The organism is Burkholderia seminalis, from assembly GCF_001718535.1.
In the GTDB taxonomy this organism is placed as follows: domain Bacteria; phylum Pseudomonadota; class Gammaproteobacteria; order Burkholderiales; family Burkholderiaceae; genus Burkholderia; species Burkholderia seminalis.
This window is the reverse complement of record NZ_CP013400.1, coordinates 2,993,179-3,007,468: the sequence shown is the minus strand read 5'-3', so window position 1 is coordinate 3,007,468 and position 14,290 is coordinate 2,993,179. Positions and strand designations below refer to the sequence as shown.

General features: G+C 68.9%; 12 protein-coding genes. 8 read left to right on the top strand and 4 right to left on the bottom strand.

The features are described from left to right. Positions 1–53 precede the first annotated feature (53 nt). A complete protein-coding gene (locus tag WJ12_RS33915) occupies positions 54–2,045 on the bottom strand; it encodes a beta-galactosidase (RefSeq protein ID WP_069246026.1) in 1,992 nt (663 codons plus the stop codon). Between the two features lie 8 nt (positions 2,046–2,053). Continuing rightward, positions 2,054–3,202, bottom strand: a complete 1,149-nt coding sequence (locus tag WJ12_RS33910) for an ABC transporter ATP-binding protein (protein ID WP_034187587.1) — start codon at positions 3,200–3,202, stop codon at positions 2,054–2,056. A 188-nt stretch (positions 3,203–3,390) separates the two neighbouring features. On the opposite strand from WJ12_RS33910, the gene WJ12_RS33905 reads away from it, so the two are divergent. After that, positions 3,391–4,416 carry a LacI family DNA-binding transcriptional regulator gene (locus WJ12_RS33905; RefSeq protein ID WP_034187588.1) on the top strand — a complete coding sequence of 342 codons (1,026 nt, stop codon included), beginning with the start codon at positions 3,391–3,393 and terminating at the stop codon, positions 4,414–4,416. A 27-nt stretch (positions 4,417–4,443) separates the two neighbouring features. On the opposite strand, the gene WJ12_RS33900 is transcribed toward WJ12_RS33905, so the two are convergent. Next, the gene (locus WJ12_RS33900; protein WP_069246025.1) at positions 4,444–5,085 is read right to left on the bottom strand and encodes a GntR family transcriptional regulator; all 642 of its coding nucleotides are present in this window, start codon (positions 5,083–5,085) and stop codon (positions 4,444–4,446) included. Positions 5,086–5,218: 133 nt separating this feature from the next. Between WJ12_RS33900 and WJ12_RS33895 the strand changes: the two genes are divergently transcribed. Continuing rightward, positions 5,219–5,695, top strand: a complete 477-nt coding sequence (locus WJ12_RS33895; RefSeq protein WP_069246024.1) for an OsmC family protein — start codon at positions 5,219–5,221, stop codon at positions 5,693–5,695. Positions 5,696–5,713: 18 nt separating this feature from the next. On the opposite strand, the gene WJ12_RS33890 is transcribed toward WJ12_RS33895, so the two are convergent. Further along, the gene (locus tag WJ12_RS33890) at positions 5,714–6,664 is read right to left on the bottom strand and encodes a LysR family transcriptional regulator (protein ID WP_034187591.1); all 951 of its coding nucleotides are present in this window, start codon (positions 6,662–6,664) and stop codon (positions 5,714–5,716) included. Positions 6,665–6,778: 114 nt separating this feature from the next. On the opposite strand from WJ12_RS33890, the gene WJ12_RS33885 reads away from it, so the two are divergent. The 6 genes from WJ12_RS33885 to araH all read left to right on the top strand — a co-directional run bounded on the left by WJ12_RS33885 (position 6,779) and on the right by araH (position 14,243). Further along, the gene (locus WJ12_RS33885; protein ID WP_049035313.1) at positions 6,779–8,530 is read left to right on the top strand and encodes an IlvD/Edd family dehydratase; all 1,752 of its coding nucleotides are present in this window, start codon (positions 6,779–6,781) and stop codon (positions 8,528–8,530) included. Positions 8,531–8,643: 113 nt separating this feature from the next. Beyond that, positions 8,644–9,573 (top strand): dihydrodipicolinate synthase family protein, encoded by a 930-nt coding sequence (locus WJ12_RS33880; RefSeq protein WP_034187593.1) that lies wholly within the window; start codon positions 8,644–8,646, stop codon positions 9,571–9,573. Between the two features lie 25 nt (positions 9,574–9,598). Continuing rightward, positions 9,599–10,528 carry a Gfo/Idh/MocA family protein gene (locus WJ12_RS33875; RefSeq protein WP_034187594.1) on the top strand — a complete coding sequence of 310 codons (930 nt, stop codon included), beginning with the start codon at positions 9,599–9,601 and terminating at the stop codon, positions 10,526–10,528. Between the two features lie 83 nt (positions 10,529–10,611). Further along, positions 10,612–11,625 (top strand): arabinose ABC transporter substrate-binding protein, encoded by a 1,014-nt coding sequence (locus tag WJ12_RS33870; protein ID WP_069246023.1) that lies wholly within the window; start codon positions 10,612–10,614, stop codon positions 11,623–11,625. Between the two features lie 20 nt (positions 11,626–11,645). Next, positions 11,646–13,193, top strand: coding sequence for an L-arabinose ABC transporter ATP-binding protein AraG (araG, locus tag WJ12_RS33865; RefSeq protein ID WP_034187596.1), 1,548 nt, complete (start codon positions 11,646–11,648; stop codon positions 13,191–13,193). A 30-nt stretch (positions 13,194–13,223) separates the two neighbouring features. Further along, positions 13,224–14,243, top strand: coding sequence for an L-arabinose ABC transporter permease AraH (gene araH, locus WJ12_RS33860; protein WP_034187597.1), 1,020 nt, complete (start codon positions 13,224–13,226; stop codon positions 14,241–14,243). Positions 14,244–14,290 lie beyond the last annotated feature (47 nt).

Genomic DNA, 14,290 nt, shown 5'->3' with positions numbered 1-14,290 from the left:
TCCAGTGTGTCGTCTTGTGCGTGACCGGCGCGTCGCGGCGCCGGTGGCGGGGGCTACGAACGGCTTCGATACACGGCCACGTCCTGCGGCTCGACTTGCGCGGCGCCGAGCACGAACGCCGACGGCGGCACCGCATCGATCGTGTGCGGCGCGTTGCCGTAGTTGAAAACGTAGGTCAGGCCGCCGCGCCGGCTCACCCGCACGCCGTCGCCGAGCAGCGTCGGCGCGAGGCCCGCGTCGGTCGCGACGTCGGCGAACAGCTTCGCGGTGGTCGCGGCGTCGAACAGCGCGGCCCAGTAGTGCAGCGCGCCATGCGACACGCAGGCCGGATGACCGTCGGCGAAACGCGCATGCACGACGCTGCGCGTTTCGTCGTGGAGCTCGACGAAGTCGCGCCAGTGGCGCGCGTCGCCCGCGAGCGGCGAGCCGTCGCGCAACGTGCCATCGATCCGCTCGGTCACGTTCGGCCGCAGCGATTCGACGCGCCACACGCGCACCGGCAGGATCGACGCGAGCGGGCCGGGCGGCAGCGTCGGCGGAATCTGCAGGTCGACGGTCTTCGAACCCGTACGCGGCCCGAATACCGCATGCGCGCCCGAGGCGGCGAGCCGTGCCGCGAAATCGTCCGGCACGACGGGCAGCGGCGGCACGACGACGAGGCGATAGCCGTCGAGCGGCGCGTGCGGCGACACGATGTCGACGTCGAGGCCGAGCGAGCGCAGCGCCGAGTAGTAGTCGAACGCGACGCGCGGGTAGTGGAAATCGGCGCCTTGCGGCTGCACTTCGAACAGCCACTTCGCTTCATAGTCGAACACGAGCGCGACCGGGGCGCGCACCGTGCCGTTCGCGTCGGCATCGGCGCCGGCATCGAGCACGGTGGCGATTTCGCGTGCGACGCGCTGCGCCTCGCGGCCGCCTTCGTCGAGCCGGTTGTCCGGCGTATTGAGGCCCGCATGCATCTGCTCCTGCGCGAACGGCGCCTGCCGCCAGCGGAAGTAGGACACGCAGCCGGCGCCATGCGCGAACGCTTCCCAGCTCCACAGGCGCACCATGCCCGGCAGCGGCGCGGGGTTCCACTGGGCCCAGTTCACGGGCCCCGGCTGCTGTTCCATCACCCAGAACGGCAGCTTCGACATCCCGCGATACAGATCGTGATTGAACGACGCGAAATCCGGATGGCCGGTGCGCAGCCAGCGCGCCTTCACGTCGGGCGCGAACCAGAGCTCCTCGAGCGCGCCGAGCGGGTAGCTGTCCCACGTCGCGATGTCGAGGTCGCGCGCCACCTCGTAGTGATCGAACTCGGTGAACAGCTGCATGAAGTTGTGCGCGACCGGCCGGCCCGGCGAATGCGCGCGGATCACGTCGACCTGCATCCGGTGATAGCGCGCGACTTCGTCGGATGCGAAGCGCCGGTAATCGAGACGATGCGACGGATGGGCTTCGGTCACGGTGCCGACGGGCGCGTCGATTTCGTCGAAATGGCGATACTCCATGCTCCAGAACACGGTGCCCCATGCGCGGTTCAGCGCGTCGATCGTGCCGTAGCGCGCCTTCAGCCACGCACGGAAGCGCACGAGCGCGGCCGGCGAGTAGCTGACGACGGTCTGGTGGCAGCCGAGTTCGTTGTCGGTTTGCCAGTGGCGCACGGCGGGATGGCGGCCGTAGCGTTCGGCGACGGCCGTGCAGATCTGCCGCGACGCTTCCAGATAGGTCGGCGACGAGAAGTCGTAGTGGCGGCGCGAGCCGAACGCGCGCGGCCGGCCGTCGGCACCGATCGCTAGGATGTCGGGATGGCGGTCGACCAGCCATTTCGGCGGCGTCGCGGTCGGCGTGCACATCACGATCTCGAGGCCGGCCGCGCCGAGCACGTCGACCGCGCGGTCGAGCCAGCCCCAGTCGTATTCGCCCGGCGACGGCTCGATGCGGCTCCACGCGAATTCGGCGATCCGCACCTGCTCGATACCGAGCGCTTTCATCCGGCGGGCGTCATCGGCCCACATCGATTCCGGCCAGTGTTCCGGGTAGTAGCAGACTCCGAGGCGCATGCCGATCCTTATGCGTAGTGGTGGACGTGGACGTCGGCGCACGCGGGCACCGCGCGGCCGTCTTCGGTGAAGAGATGGCAGGCCGCGGCCGGCGCATGCAGGTGCACGCGCTCGCCGGTGCGCACCTGCGCGTCGCCGGGCACCTTCGCGATCAGCGGTGCGCCGCCGGGCCCGTCGAGGTGCACGTAGGTCTGTTCGCCGAGGCGTTCGACGAGCGCGACGTCGCGCGCGAGCGTCGTGGCGTCGAGCGCGACGCCGAGCGTCAGGTGTTCGGGGCGAATGCCGAGCGTCACGGCGGCGCCGGCGCCAAGTGCCGAGCCGTCGCGCGGCAGCGCGAAGGTCTCGCCGGACGGCACGAGCGTGACGGTCGTGCGATGCGCGTCGCACGCGGTCACGACGGCCGGCAGGAAATTCATGCGCGGCGACCCGATGAAACCCGCGACGAAGCGGCTGGCCGGATGGTGGTAGAGGTCGAGCGGCGCGCCGACCTGCGCGATGCTGCCGTGCTGCGCGGTATCCGCGCCGGCGTGCAGCAGCACGATCTTGTCGGCGAGCGTCATCGCTTCGGTCTGGTCGTGCGTCACGTAGACGACGCTCGCGCGTTCGAACTGCCGGTGCAGCCGCGCGATCTCGATGCGGGTCTGGCCGCGCAGCGCCGCGTCGAGATTCGACAGCGGTTCGTCGAACAGGAACACGCCGGGCTCGCGCACGATCGCGCGGCCGATCGCGACGCGCTGCCGCTGACCGCCGGACAGCGCCTTCGGCTTGCGGTCGAGCAGCGTGTCGAGCTGCAGGATGCGCGCGGCGTCGCGCACCTTGCGGTCGATCTCGGCTTTCGGCACCCGTGCGAGCTTCAGCCCGAACGCCATGTTCTCGTACACCGTCATGTGCGGAAACAGCGCGTAGCTCTGGAACACCATCGCGACGCCGCGCTCGGCGGCCGGCACGTCGTCGACGCGGCGGCCGTCGATCGACAGTTCGCCCGCGCTCAGGTCCTCGAGCCCGGCGATCATGCGCAGCAGCGTCGACTTGCCGCAACCGGACGGCCCGAGGAACACGCAGAACTCGTGCGCACCGATCTCCAGATCGACGTCGCGTATCACCGGCGCGTGATCGCCGTAGGCTTTCTGCACGCGCCGCATCGAGATGCTCGCCATTGTCTCCGCTCCATGTTTTAATGCGCCGTACTGCATGATTAAGCGCTTAATCATCGCGATCAAAAAAAGAGGCGATGCGATCGCGTCCGAGTCGCGCCCGTCGGGCGGCGGCAAGGTGTGCGGCGATAGTGCGCCGCTTCGGTGAGCGAAGCAAATATTGGATCGACGTCTCATATAGTGAGCAAACGATGGCAACCCTGGATGAAGTGGCGCGTCGCGCCGGCGTGACGGCCGCGACGGTGTCGAACGTGCTGCGCGGCCGCGGCCGGGTGGGCGAGGCGACGCGGGCGCGCGTGCTGGAAGCCGTCGAGGCGCTCGGGTACCGGCCGCATCTCGCCGCGCGGGCGCTGGCGGAAGGGCGCGCGCCGACGGTCGCGCTGATGGTGTCGAGCATCGCGAACCCGTTCTACCCGGAATTCGCGCTGGCGGTCGAACGGGCGGTGCGCCGCAACGGGCAGTTCCTGATCGTCTGCAATACGAATGAAGACCCGTTGCAGGGGCGCGCGTATCTCGACCAGATCGCCGGCACGATCTCGGAAGGGATTCTCGTGACCAACGCGAACCTGCACCTGCCGGATCTGCTCGACGTCGCGCGGCGCGGCGTGCCGGTCGTGCTGTGCCTGTGGGAGCGGCCCGAGGCGCCGCCCGACGGCCTGCCGTGCGTGGCGATCGATTTCCGCGAGGCGGGACGGATCGCGACACGGCATCTGCTCGAACTCGGCCACCGGCGGATTGGCGTGATCGTCGGCGGGTCGGCAAGCGGCGTGCAGGCGGCGCGCTACGACGGGTTCGTCGACGTGATGCGCGAGGCCGGGCTCGACGCGTCGGTCGTCGCGGCCGAGCCCGATTCGATCGAAGGCGGCGTGCGCGCGGCGGGGCGGCTGCTCGATGCGCATCCGCGCCTGACCGCGCTGGTGGCCACCAACGACCTGCCGGCGATCGGCGCGATGCATGCGGCGGCCGATCGCGGCAGGCGCGTGCCCGACGATCTGTCGATCGTCGGGATGACCGACATTCATCTGGCCAGCGACACGCGCCCGACGCTGACGACCGTCGCGATCCCGACTGCCGAGGCGGCCGGCCTCGCGGTCGAACTGCTCAATACGTTGCGCGAGGCGGGCGGATGGAGCGACGAGGCGCCGCGCATGCGTGTCGCGTCGTTGCCGAAACTGAGGGTGCGCGGCACGACCGGGCAGGCGCCGCGCGCGGCATAGCGCGCGGCGAACCGGCGCGCACCGGTCTCAAGCGCCTTCGACGAGCCGCATCACGATGCGTCTCGCCGACTCGAGATGCGCGACCGTCATCGAGCGTGCCGCCCGCGCATCGCGTGCGCGGCACGCCTGCAGAATCGCTTCGTGCTCGACCTGGAACGACGGCGTATCGGCGAGCAGCGTCGTCTGCAGGCGCTCGTAACGTTCGACCTGGCTGTGCAGTTCGGCAATCGACTTCAGCTGCCGCGCATTGCCGCAACCCGCATACAGCAACGCGTGGAATTCGCGATTCAGTTCGCCCTGCCGGCGCGGCACGCTCGCGTCGCCGAGCAGGCGATGCACGAGTTCGGCGCGCGCGAGCGTCTCGTCGTCCAGACGTTTCACGCTCCGGTAGATCGCGTCGCCTTCGAGCAGCACGCGAAGATCGTAGATGTCCTGCACGTCGGACGCACTCAGCATCCGCACGACGGCGCCGCGATTCCTGAAGATATCCAGCAATCCTTCGCGTTCCAGCCGCTGGATCGCCTCGCGCATCGGAATCCGGCTGATGCCAAACCGTTCGGCGAGATCGCGCTCGACCAGCCGTTTGCCGGCCGAAAGCTCGCCGTTGATGATCATGTCGCGCAGCGACGCTGCGACCGCGTCCGCCGTGGAGTCGAGTTTGGCTTCCATGCCTGCGTGTTTCGTCGATTTGGAATAATGGTATACCAAATGGCCATCCAGTGCCACAATGGCGGCCAGGCAGGCGGATGCTGCAAAACGGCATCCGACACGGTCGAGGCAACCGACATCAATGGAGAGCGAGATGGCAGCAGGCGAGCACAAATATCGCGTCGCGGTGGAGTGGACGGGCAATCGCGGCACCGGCACGTCGGGGTATCGCGAGTACGGGCGCGATCACGTGATCCGGGCGGGCTCGAAGCCGGATATTCCCGGTTCGTCGGATCCGGCGTTCCGCGGCGACGCGTCGCGCTGGAACCCCGAAGACCTGCTGCTCGCGTCGGCATCGGCGTGCCACAAGCTCTGGTATCTGCATCTGTGTTCCGAGGCCGGCATTCGCGTGCTGGCCTATGCCGACAACGCCGAAGGCACGATGCTCGACGGCGCCGGGGAAGGCCGTTTCACCGAAATCGTGCTGCGCCCGCACGTGACCATCCAGGCCGGCGACGATCGTGAACTGGCCGGGCATCTGCATCACGATGCGCATGCGAAGTGCTATATCGCGAACTCGGTCAATTTCCCGATCCGCTGCGAACCGGCGATCGAGTTTGCCGCGGAGTAGGAAACCCCCGCTGCATCGTCACGGCGCGACGCCGTACACCTCCCGCGCAGCCGCGCGAATCGCGTCCGCCATCACCGCGACGGCCGGCGAATGGAGCCGGTCGGTGCGCGTGATGATCCCGAAATCGTCCATCCGGCAATCCATTTCCAGCGGCAGTACCGTAACGATCCCGTGCCGCGCGTAGTAGTGCGCGACGTCCTCGGCCAGCACCGCGATCATGTCGCTCTGTTCGAGCAACTGCGTGATGAACAGCAGCGCCGCCGTCTCGACGAGGTTCGCGGGCGGCGCAAGGCTCGCGCGCTGGAACACGAGCTCGAAGCGGTGGCGCAGCACGCTGCCGGCCGGCGGCACGACCCACGCGGCGCGCTGCACGTCGGCGAGCGACAGCGGCGCGTGCGCGAGCAGCGGGTGGCCGGGCCGCACGACGGCGGCCACCGACTCGCCGGTCAGCGGCTCGTAGCGCAGGCGCAGCTTGTCGTGTTCGGCGGAGAGCCGGCCGAGCACGATGTCGATCTTTTCCTGCGCGAGATGTTCGAGCAGCACGTTGCTGGTGTCGATCTCGACCGACACGTGCAGGCCCGCATGCGTACCCTTCACCGCGGCGACGGCCGGCGGCACGAGCCGCAGCCCGGGCGACGTGATCGCGCCGACCGCCACGTGGCCGAGATGGCCGGCCTTCAGCGCGGCCAGCTCCTCGTGCGCCTGGTCGAGGCTGCCGAGCGCCGCGCGCGCATGGCGGATCAGCGCGTCGCCGTAGAGCGTCGGCCGCATCCCGCGCGGCAGCCGCTCGAACAGCACCGCGCCGATCGATTCCTCGAGTTCGCGCAGCAGCTTCGACGCGGCCGGCTGCGTCATGTTCAGCGCGGCCGCCGCGCGATGAATGCTGCCTTCGTCGGCGAGCGCGACGACCAGCAGGAGCTGGCGCGTCTTCAGGCGGCCGCGGTTTCCCCACGGACTGGCTTCGGGCATCGTACGGGTTTATATCGATATTGGAATTGATATCGTAATCGCCAAAAACGTCATTAGCCAGTTATCAAAATTCTGCCTAGACTGCGCCGGTATCCCGTCACCACAGGACTGACGATGTCGGCAACAAAACCCAGGCTGCGCTCCGCGCAATGGTTCGGCACGAACGACAAGAACGGCTTCATGTACCGGAGCTGGATGAAGAACCAGGGCATTCCCGATCACGAGTTCGACGGCCGGCCGATCATCGGCATCTGCAACACGTGGTCCGAACTGACGCCGTGCAACGCGCACTTCCGCAAGCTCGCCGAGCACGTGAAGCGCGGGATCTCCGAGGCGGGCGGCTTTCCGGTCGAGTTTCCGGTGTTCTCGAACGGCGAATCGAACCTGCGGCCGTCGGCGATGCTCACGCGCAACCTCGCGTCGATGGACGTCGAGGAGGCGATCCGCGGCAACCCGATCGACGCGGTCGTGCTGCTCGCCGGCTGCGACAAGACGACGCCCGCGCTGCTGATGGGCGCGGCGAGCTGCGACGTGCCGGCGATCGTCGTGTCGGGTGGCCCGATGCTGAACGGCAAGCTGGAAGGCAGGAACATCGGGTCGGGCACGGCCGTATGGCAGCTGCACGAAGCGCTGAAGGCCGGCGAGATCGACCTCCATCACTTCCTGTCGGCCGAAGCCGGCATGTCGCGCTCGGCCGGCACCTGCAACACGATGGGCACCGCGTCGACGATGGCGTGCATGGCCGAGGCGCTCGGCGTCGCGCTGCCGCACAACGCGGCGATTCCGGCCGTCGATTCGCGTCGCTACGTGCTCGCGCACATGTCGGGCATCCGCATTGTCGAGATGGCGCTCGAAGGGCTCGTGCTGTCGAAGGTGCTGACGCGCGCGGCGTTCGAGAACGCGATCCGCGCGAACGCGGCGATCGGCGGCTCGACCAATGCGGTGATCCACCTGAAGGCGATCGCGGGCCGCATCGGCGTGCCGCTCGAACTGGAAGACTGGATGCGCATCGGCCGCGACACGCCGACGATCGTCGACCTGATGCCGTCGGGGCGCTTCCTGATGGAGGAGTTCTATTACGCGGGCGGGCTGCCGGCCGTGCTGCGCCGCCTCGGCGAAGGCGGGCTGCTGCCGCATCCGGACGCGCTGACGGTGAACGGCAAGTCGCTGTGGGACAACGTGCGCGAAGCGCCGAACTACGACGACGAAGTGATCCGCCCGCTCGACCGGCCGCTGATCGAGGACGGCGGCATCCGCATCCTGCGCGGCAACCTCGCGCCGCGCGGCGCGGTGCTGAAACCGTCGGCGGCGAGCCCCGAACTGCTCAAGCATCGCGGCCGCGCGGTGGTGTTCGAGAACCTCGACCACTACAAGGCGACGATCAACGACGAAGCGCTCGACATCGATGCGAGCTCGGTGATGGTGCTGAAGAACTGCGGGCCACGCGGTTATCCGGGCATGGCCGAGGTCGGCAACATGGGACTGCCGCCGAAGCTGCTACGCCAGGGCGTGAAGGACATGGTGCGGATTTCCGATGCGCGGATGAGCGGCACCGCATACGGCACGGTCGTGCTGCACGTCGCGCCGGAAGCGGCCGCCGGCGGGCCGCTCGCGGCGGTGCGCAACGGCGACTGGATCGAGCTCGACTGCGAGGCCGGCACGCTGCATCTCGACATTCCGGACGACGAACTGCAGCGCCGCCTGTCGGACGTCGATCCGACCGCCGCGCCGGGCGTGGCCGGCCAGCTCGGCAAGGGCGGTTACGCGCGGCTGTATATCGATCACGTGCTGCAGGCCGACGAGGGGTGCGACCTCGACTTCCTGGTCGGCACGCGCGGCGCGGACGTGCCGAGCCATTCGCATTGAGCGGCAGGCGGCGCGACGTGCGCCGCCGGTTGCGGACCTTCCCGGTCCGCGCTTCGTGAAACCGTGAACGCAAGACGGCCGGTCGCTACCAGGGCCGGCGCAGGACGCGAAACATGACATCGAGCAGCACGCCGCGTTACCGCGGCATCTTCCCCGTCGTCCCGACGACGTTTACCGATACCGGCGAGCTCGACCTCGCGAGCCAGAAGCGTGCGGTCGACTTCATGATCGATGCCGGCTCCGACGGGCTGTGCATCCTCGCGAACTTCTCCGAGCAGTTCGCGATCACCGACGACGAACGCGACGTGCTCACGCGCACGATCCTCGAACACGTCGCGGGCCGCGTGCCGGTGATCGTCACGACGTCGCACTACAGCACGCAGGTGTGCGCGGCCCGCAGCCTGCGCGCGCGGCAGCTCGGCGCGGCGATGGTGATGACGATGCCGCCGTATCACGGCGCGACGTTCCGCGTGCCGGAAGCGCAGATCTTCGACTTCTATGCGCGCGTGTCCGATGCGATCTCGATCCCGATCATGATCCAGGACGCGCCCGCGAGCGGCACCGCGCTGTCCGCACCATTCCTCGCGCGGATGGCGCGCGAGATCGAGCAGGTCGCTTACTTCAAGATCGAGACGCCGGGCGCGGCGAACAAGCTGCGCGAGCTGATCCGGCTCGGCGGCGACGCGGTCGAGGGGCCGTGGGACGGCGAGGAGGCGATCACGCTGCTGGCCGATCTTCACGCGGGCGCGACCGGCGCGATGACGGGCGGCGGCTTTCCGGACGGCATCCGGCCGATCCTCGAAGCCTTCCGCGAAGGGCGGCACGACGACGCGTTCGCGCATTACCAGACATGGCTGCCGCTGATCAATCACGAGAACCGCCAGTCCGGGATCCTCACCGCGAAGGCGCTGATGCGCGAAGGCGGCGTGATCGCGTGCGAGCGGCCGCGGCATCCGATGCCGGAACTGCACCCGGACACGCGCGCGGAACTGCTCGCGATCGCGCGGCGGCTCGATCCGCTCGTGCTGCGCTGGGCGCACTGAGCGATTCGCGAAGGAGACACGCACGATGAGTGATCGGATTTCGCTGGGCGTCGTCGGGATCGGCAAGATCGCGCGCGACCAGCATCTGCCGGCGATTGCCGCCGAACCGGGCTTTGCGTTGACCGCATGCGCGAGCCGCCACGCGGAAGTCGCGGGCGTCCGCAACTATCAGGACCTGCGCGCGCTGCTGGCCGCCGAGCGCGAGCTCGACGCCGTGTCGCTGTGCGCGCCGCCCCAGGTGCGCTACGCACAGGCCCGCGCCGCGCTCGAAGCCGGCAAGCACGTGATGCTCGAGAAACCGCCGGGCGCGACGCTCGGCGAAGTGGCCGCGCTGGACGCGCTCGCGCGCGAACGCGGCCTCACGCTGTTCGCGACCTGGCATTCGCGCTGCGCGAGCGCGGTCGAGCCCGCGCGCGCATGGCTCGCGACGCGCACGATCCGCGCGGTGCAGGTGCGCTGGAAGGAGGACGTGCGGCGCTGGCATCCGGGGCAGCAGTGGATCTGGGAGCCGGGCGGCCTCGGCGTGTTCGACCCCGGCATCAACGCGCTGTCGATCGTCACGCGGATCCTGCCGCGCGAGCTCGTGCTGCGCGAGGCGACGCTGTTCGTGCCGAGCGACGTGCAGACGCCGATCGCGGCCGACCTCGACTGCGCGGATACCGACGGCGTGCCGGTACGCGCGGAATTCGACTGGCGGCACGGCCCCGTCGAGCAATGGGAGATCGCGGTCGACACGGCCGACGGCGTGCTCGCGATCAGCCGCGGCGGCGCGCAATTGTCGATCGCGGGCGAGCCGGTCGAGATCGGGCCGGAACGCGAGTATCCGGCGCTGTATGCGCACTTCCATGCATTGATCGCGCGCGGCGAAAGCGACGTCGACGTGCGGCCGCTGCGGCTCGTCGCCGACGCCTTCCTGTTCGGCCGGCGCGTGCAGACCGACGCGTTCGGCCGCTGAACCCGCGCGCGTCGGCACGACGCGCGTCCGACGAATCTTTACGGCACACATCACGGCACCCGCCGATACCAAGGAGACATCCCATGAACCGCACGACTCACACGATTCGCCGACATACCCTGCGCGCGCTCCTCGCCGCGCTCTGCATCGCGCCGCTCGGCATGCAGGGCGCCGCGCGCGCCGACGCGCCGCTGAAGATCGGTTTCCTCGTGAAGATGCCCGAGCAGGCGTGGTTCATCAACGAGCAGAACGCGGCGTCCGCGCTTGGCCAGAAGGAGAACTTCTCGGTCGTGAAGATCGGCACGCCGGACGGCGAGAAGGTGCTGGCCGCGATCGACAACCTCGGCTCGCAAGGCGCGCAGGGCTTCGTGATCTGCGCGCCGGACGTGCGTCTCGGGCCGGCGATCGCGTCCCGCGCGAAGCGCTACAACATGAAGTTCGTGACGGTCGACGACCAGCTCGTCGATTCGAGCGGCAAGCCGCTGCCGAACGTGCCGCACCTCGGGATGTCGGCGACCAAGATCGGCAACCAGGTCGGCCAGGCGATCGCCGACGAGATGAAGCGGCGCGGCTGGAAGCCCGAGGAAGTCGGCGCGCTGCGGATCACCAACTACGAGCTGCCGACCGCGAAGCTGCGCACCGACGGCGCGACGCAGGCGCTGCTCGCGAACGGCTTCCGCAAGGAGAACATCTTCGATGCGCCGCAGAAGACGACCGACGACGAAGGCGGCTTCGGCGCGGCGGCGCCGGTGCTCGCACGCCATCCGAACGTGAAGAAATGGGTCGTCTACGCGCTGAACGAGGAAACCGTGCTCGGCGCGGTGCGCGCGACCGAGCAGCTGCACATCCCGGCGGCCGACGTGATCGGCGTCGGCATCAACGGCGCGGGCGAGGCGTTCGCCGAATTCCAGAAGAAAGAGCCGACCGGTTTCTACGGGACGATCGCGGTCAGCTCGACCAACCACGGCAAGGACAGCACGCAGAACCTCGTCGACTGGATCCGCAACGGCAAGACGCCGCCGGCCGACACGCAGACGAGCGGCAAGCTGATGACGCGTGCGAACTGGCAGGCCGTGCGCGCCGAACTCGGTATCTGAGCGGGCGAGGCGAGAACGCGATGACGATGCAGACGATGACGGCCGTGCCCGGCCACGACGCCGAAGCGGGCACGCCGCCGGACGGCCCGCTGCTCGCGCTCGACGGCATCACCGTGACGTTCCCGGGCGTACGTGCGCTCGATGCGGTGTCGCTGTCGGTGCGCGCGGGCGAAGTGCACGGGCTGATGGGCGAGAACGGCGCGGGCAAGTCGACGCTGCTGAAGGTGCTGTCCGGCGTGAACCAGCCGCAGGCCGGCACGCTGACGCTGAACGGCACCGTCCAGCGCTTCGCGTCGACGCGCGCGGCGCTCGAGGCCGGCATCGCGATCATCTACCAGGAGCTGCATCTGGTGCCCGAGCTGACGGTCGCGGAGAACCTGATGCTCGGGCAATTGCCGAGCCGGCTCGGCGTGGTCGACGAGCGCACACTCGCCGCGCGCGCGCTCGATGCGCTGGAGCGGCTCGGCGAGCGCATCGACCCGGGCATTCCGGTGAAGTATCTGTCGATCGGTCAGCGGCAGATGATCGAGATCGGCAAGGCGCTGATGCGCGATGCGCGCGTGATCGCGTTCGACGAGCCGACGAGTTCGCTGTCCGCGCGCGAAACCACGCAACTGTTCCGGATCATCCGTGCGCTGCGCGCGGAAGGGCGCGCGATCATCTACGTCACGCACCGGATGGAAGAGGTGTACGAGCTGTGCGACCGCGTGACCGTGTTTCGCGACGGCCGCCGCATCGACACGTTCGATTCCGTCGCCGATCTCGACCGCGACCGGCTGATCGGCTGCATGGTCGGCCGCGCGATCGAGGACGTCTACGGCTATCGCCCGCGCACGGCCGGCGACGTGCTGATCGAGGCGAAAGGGCTGGCGGGGCCTGGCCTGGCGGAACCCGTGTCGTTTACCGCGCGGCGCGGCGAGATCGTCGGCTTCTTCGGGCTCGTCGGCGCGGGCCGCTCGGAGCTGATGAAGCTGCTGTACGGCGCGGTGCGCCCGAGCGCGGGGCACGTCGAGCTGAACGGGAAACGCGTCGCATTCGGGAGCCCGCGCGACGCGGTGCGCGCCGGCATCGCGCTGTGCCCGGAAGACCGCAAGCAGGAAGGCATCGTCGCGATCGCGTCGGTGGCCGACAACCTGAACATCAGCGCGCGCCGCCATTTCAGCCCGGCACGCGTGCTGCTCGACGGGCGGCGCGAGCGCGAGCTTGCACAAAGCTACATCGAGCGGCTCGCGATCAAGACCCGCGACGGCGACACGCCGATCGGCGCGCTGTCGGGCGGCAACCAGCAGAAGGTCGTGCTCGCGCGCTGGCTGGCCGAGCGCATCGACGTGTTCCTGATGGACGAGCCGACGCGCGGCATCGACGTCGGCGCGCGCGCGGAAATCTACAACCTGTTCTACGAACTCGCGGAAGCGGGCCGCACGGTGATCCTCGTGTCGAGCGATCTGGCCGAGGTGATCGGCGTGTCGGACCGCATCGTCGTGATGAAGGAAGGACGGATCGCGGGCGAGGTCGCGAAGGCGCATGCGACGCCCGACACGCTGATCAAGCTCGCGCTGCCGCGCTAGCGGCGAGCAGTCAACCGGAAAGCAACCGATATGAGCCAGGCAATGCAACCCCAACGCACTTCCCCGTCCCCCGATGCCGCCGCCGTGCCCGCACGCGCGCGCGGCGGCGTGTGGCAACTGATCAACCGCTCCGGCATCGTGATGGTGTTTCTCGTGCTGTTCGCGGTGCTGTCGTTGACCGTGCCGGACTTTCTCACGCCGCGCAACATCCAGGGCCTCCTGCTGTCGGTCACGCTGATCGGTTCGATCGCGGTGACGATGATGTTCGTGCTCGCGCTCGGCGAGGTCGACCTGTCGGTCGCGTCGATCGTCGCGTTTTCCGGCGTCGTCGCGTCGACGCTGATCACCGCGACGCACAGCGTCGTGCTCGGTATCGCGGCCGGCGTGCTCGCGGGCGGCGCGGTCGGGCTCGTGAACGGCGTGCTGATCGCGCGCTACAGGATCAATTCGCTGATCGTCACGCTCGCGATGATGGAAGTCGTGCGCGGGCTCGCGTTCATCACGTCGAACGGCGATGCGGTGATGATCTCCGAGGAGCGCTTCTTCGATCTCGGCGGCGGGTCGTTCCTCGGCATCTCGTATCCGATCTGGAGCAACATCGTCGGTTTCGTCGTGTTCGGCTTCCTGCTGCGCAAGACGGTGTTCGGCAAGAACGTGCTGGCCGTCGGCGGCAACGGCGAGGCCGCGCTGCTCGCGGGGCTGCCGGTGATGCGCATCAAGATCACGGTGTTCGTGCTGCAGGGGCTCGTGACCGGCTTCGCCGGCGTGATGCTCGCGTCGCGCATGAGCCTCGGCGACCCGAAGACGTCGGTCGGCCTCGAACTCGGCGTGATTTCCGCGTGCGTGCTCGGCGGCGTGTCGCTGACGGGCGGCGTCGCGACGATCTCCGGCGTGCTGGTCGGCGTGCTGATCATGGGCGCGGTGCAGGATGCGATGAGCCTGCTGAACGTGCCGACCTTTTACCAATATCTGATACGCGGCGGAATTCTGTTGCTCGCGGTGCTGTTCGACCAGTATCGTCGCAACCAGCGGCGCGCGATGAAGATCTGACCGGCAGCGCGGCCGCCCGCGAACGCGACGGTCATTCGCGACAGATA

Coding starts and splice junctions, on each gene's coding strand:
- WJ12_RS33900 (WP_069246025.1), bottom strand. CDS start 5,085: ATGGAAGCCAAACTCGACTCCACGGCGGACGCGGTCGCAGCGTCGCTG.
- araG (WP_034187596.1), top strand. CDS start 11,646: ATGACGATGCAGACGATGACGGCCGTGCCCGGCCACGACGCCGAAGCG.
- WJ12_RS33915 (WP_069246026.1), bottom strand. CDS start 2,045: ATGCGCCTCGGAGTCTGCTACTACCCGGAACACTGGCCGGAATCGATG.
- WJ12_RS33870 (WP_069246023.1), top strand. CDS start 10,612: ATGAACCGCACGACTCACACGATTCGCCGACATACCCTGCGCGCGCTC.
- WJ12_RS33910 (WP_034187587.1), bottom strand. CDS start 3,202: ATGGCGAGCATCTCGATGCGGCGCGTGCAGAAAGCCTACGGCGATCAC.
- WJ12_RS33895 (WP_069246024.1), top strand. CDS start 5,219: ATGGCAGCAGGCGAGCACAAATATCGCGTCGCGGTGGAGTGGACGGGC.
- WJ12_RS33905 (WP_034187588.1), top strand. CDS start 3,391: ATGGCAACCCTGGATGAAGTGGCGCGTCGCGCCGGCGTGACGGCCGCG.
- WJ12_RS33875 (WP_034187594.1), top strand. CDS start 9,599: ATGAGTGATCGGATTTCGCTGGGCGTCGTCGGGATCGGCAAGATCGCG.
- WJ12_RS33885 (WP_049035313.1), top strand. CDS start 6,779: ATGTCGGCAACAAAACCCAGGCTGCGCTCCGCGCAATGGTTCGGCACG.
- WJ12_RS33890 (WP_034187591.1), bottom strand. CDS start 6,664: ATGCCCGAAGCCAGTCCGTGGGGAAACCGCGGCCGCCTGAAGACGCGC.
- araH (WP_034187597.1), top strand. CDS start 13,224: ATGAGCCAGGCAATGCAACCCCAACGCACTTCCCCGTCCCCCGATGCC.
- WJ12_RS33880 (WP_034187593.1), top strand. CDS start 8,644: ATGACATCGAGCAGCACGCCGCGTTACCGCGGCATCTTCCCCGTCGTC.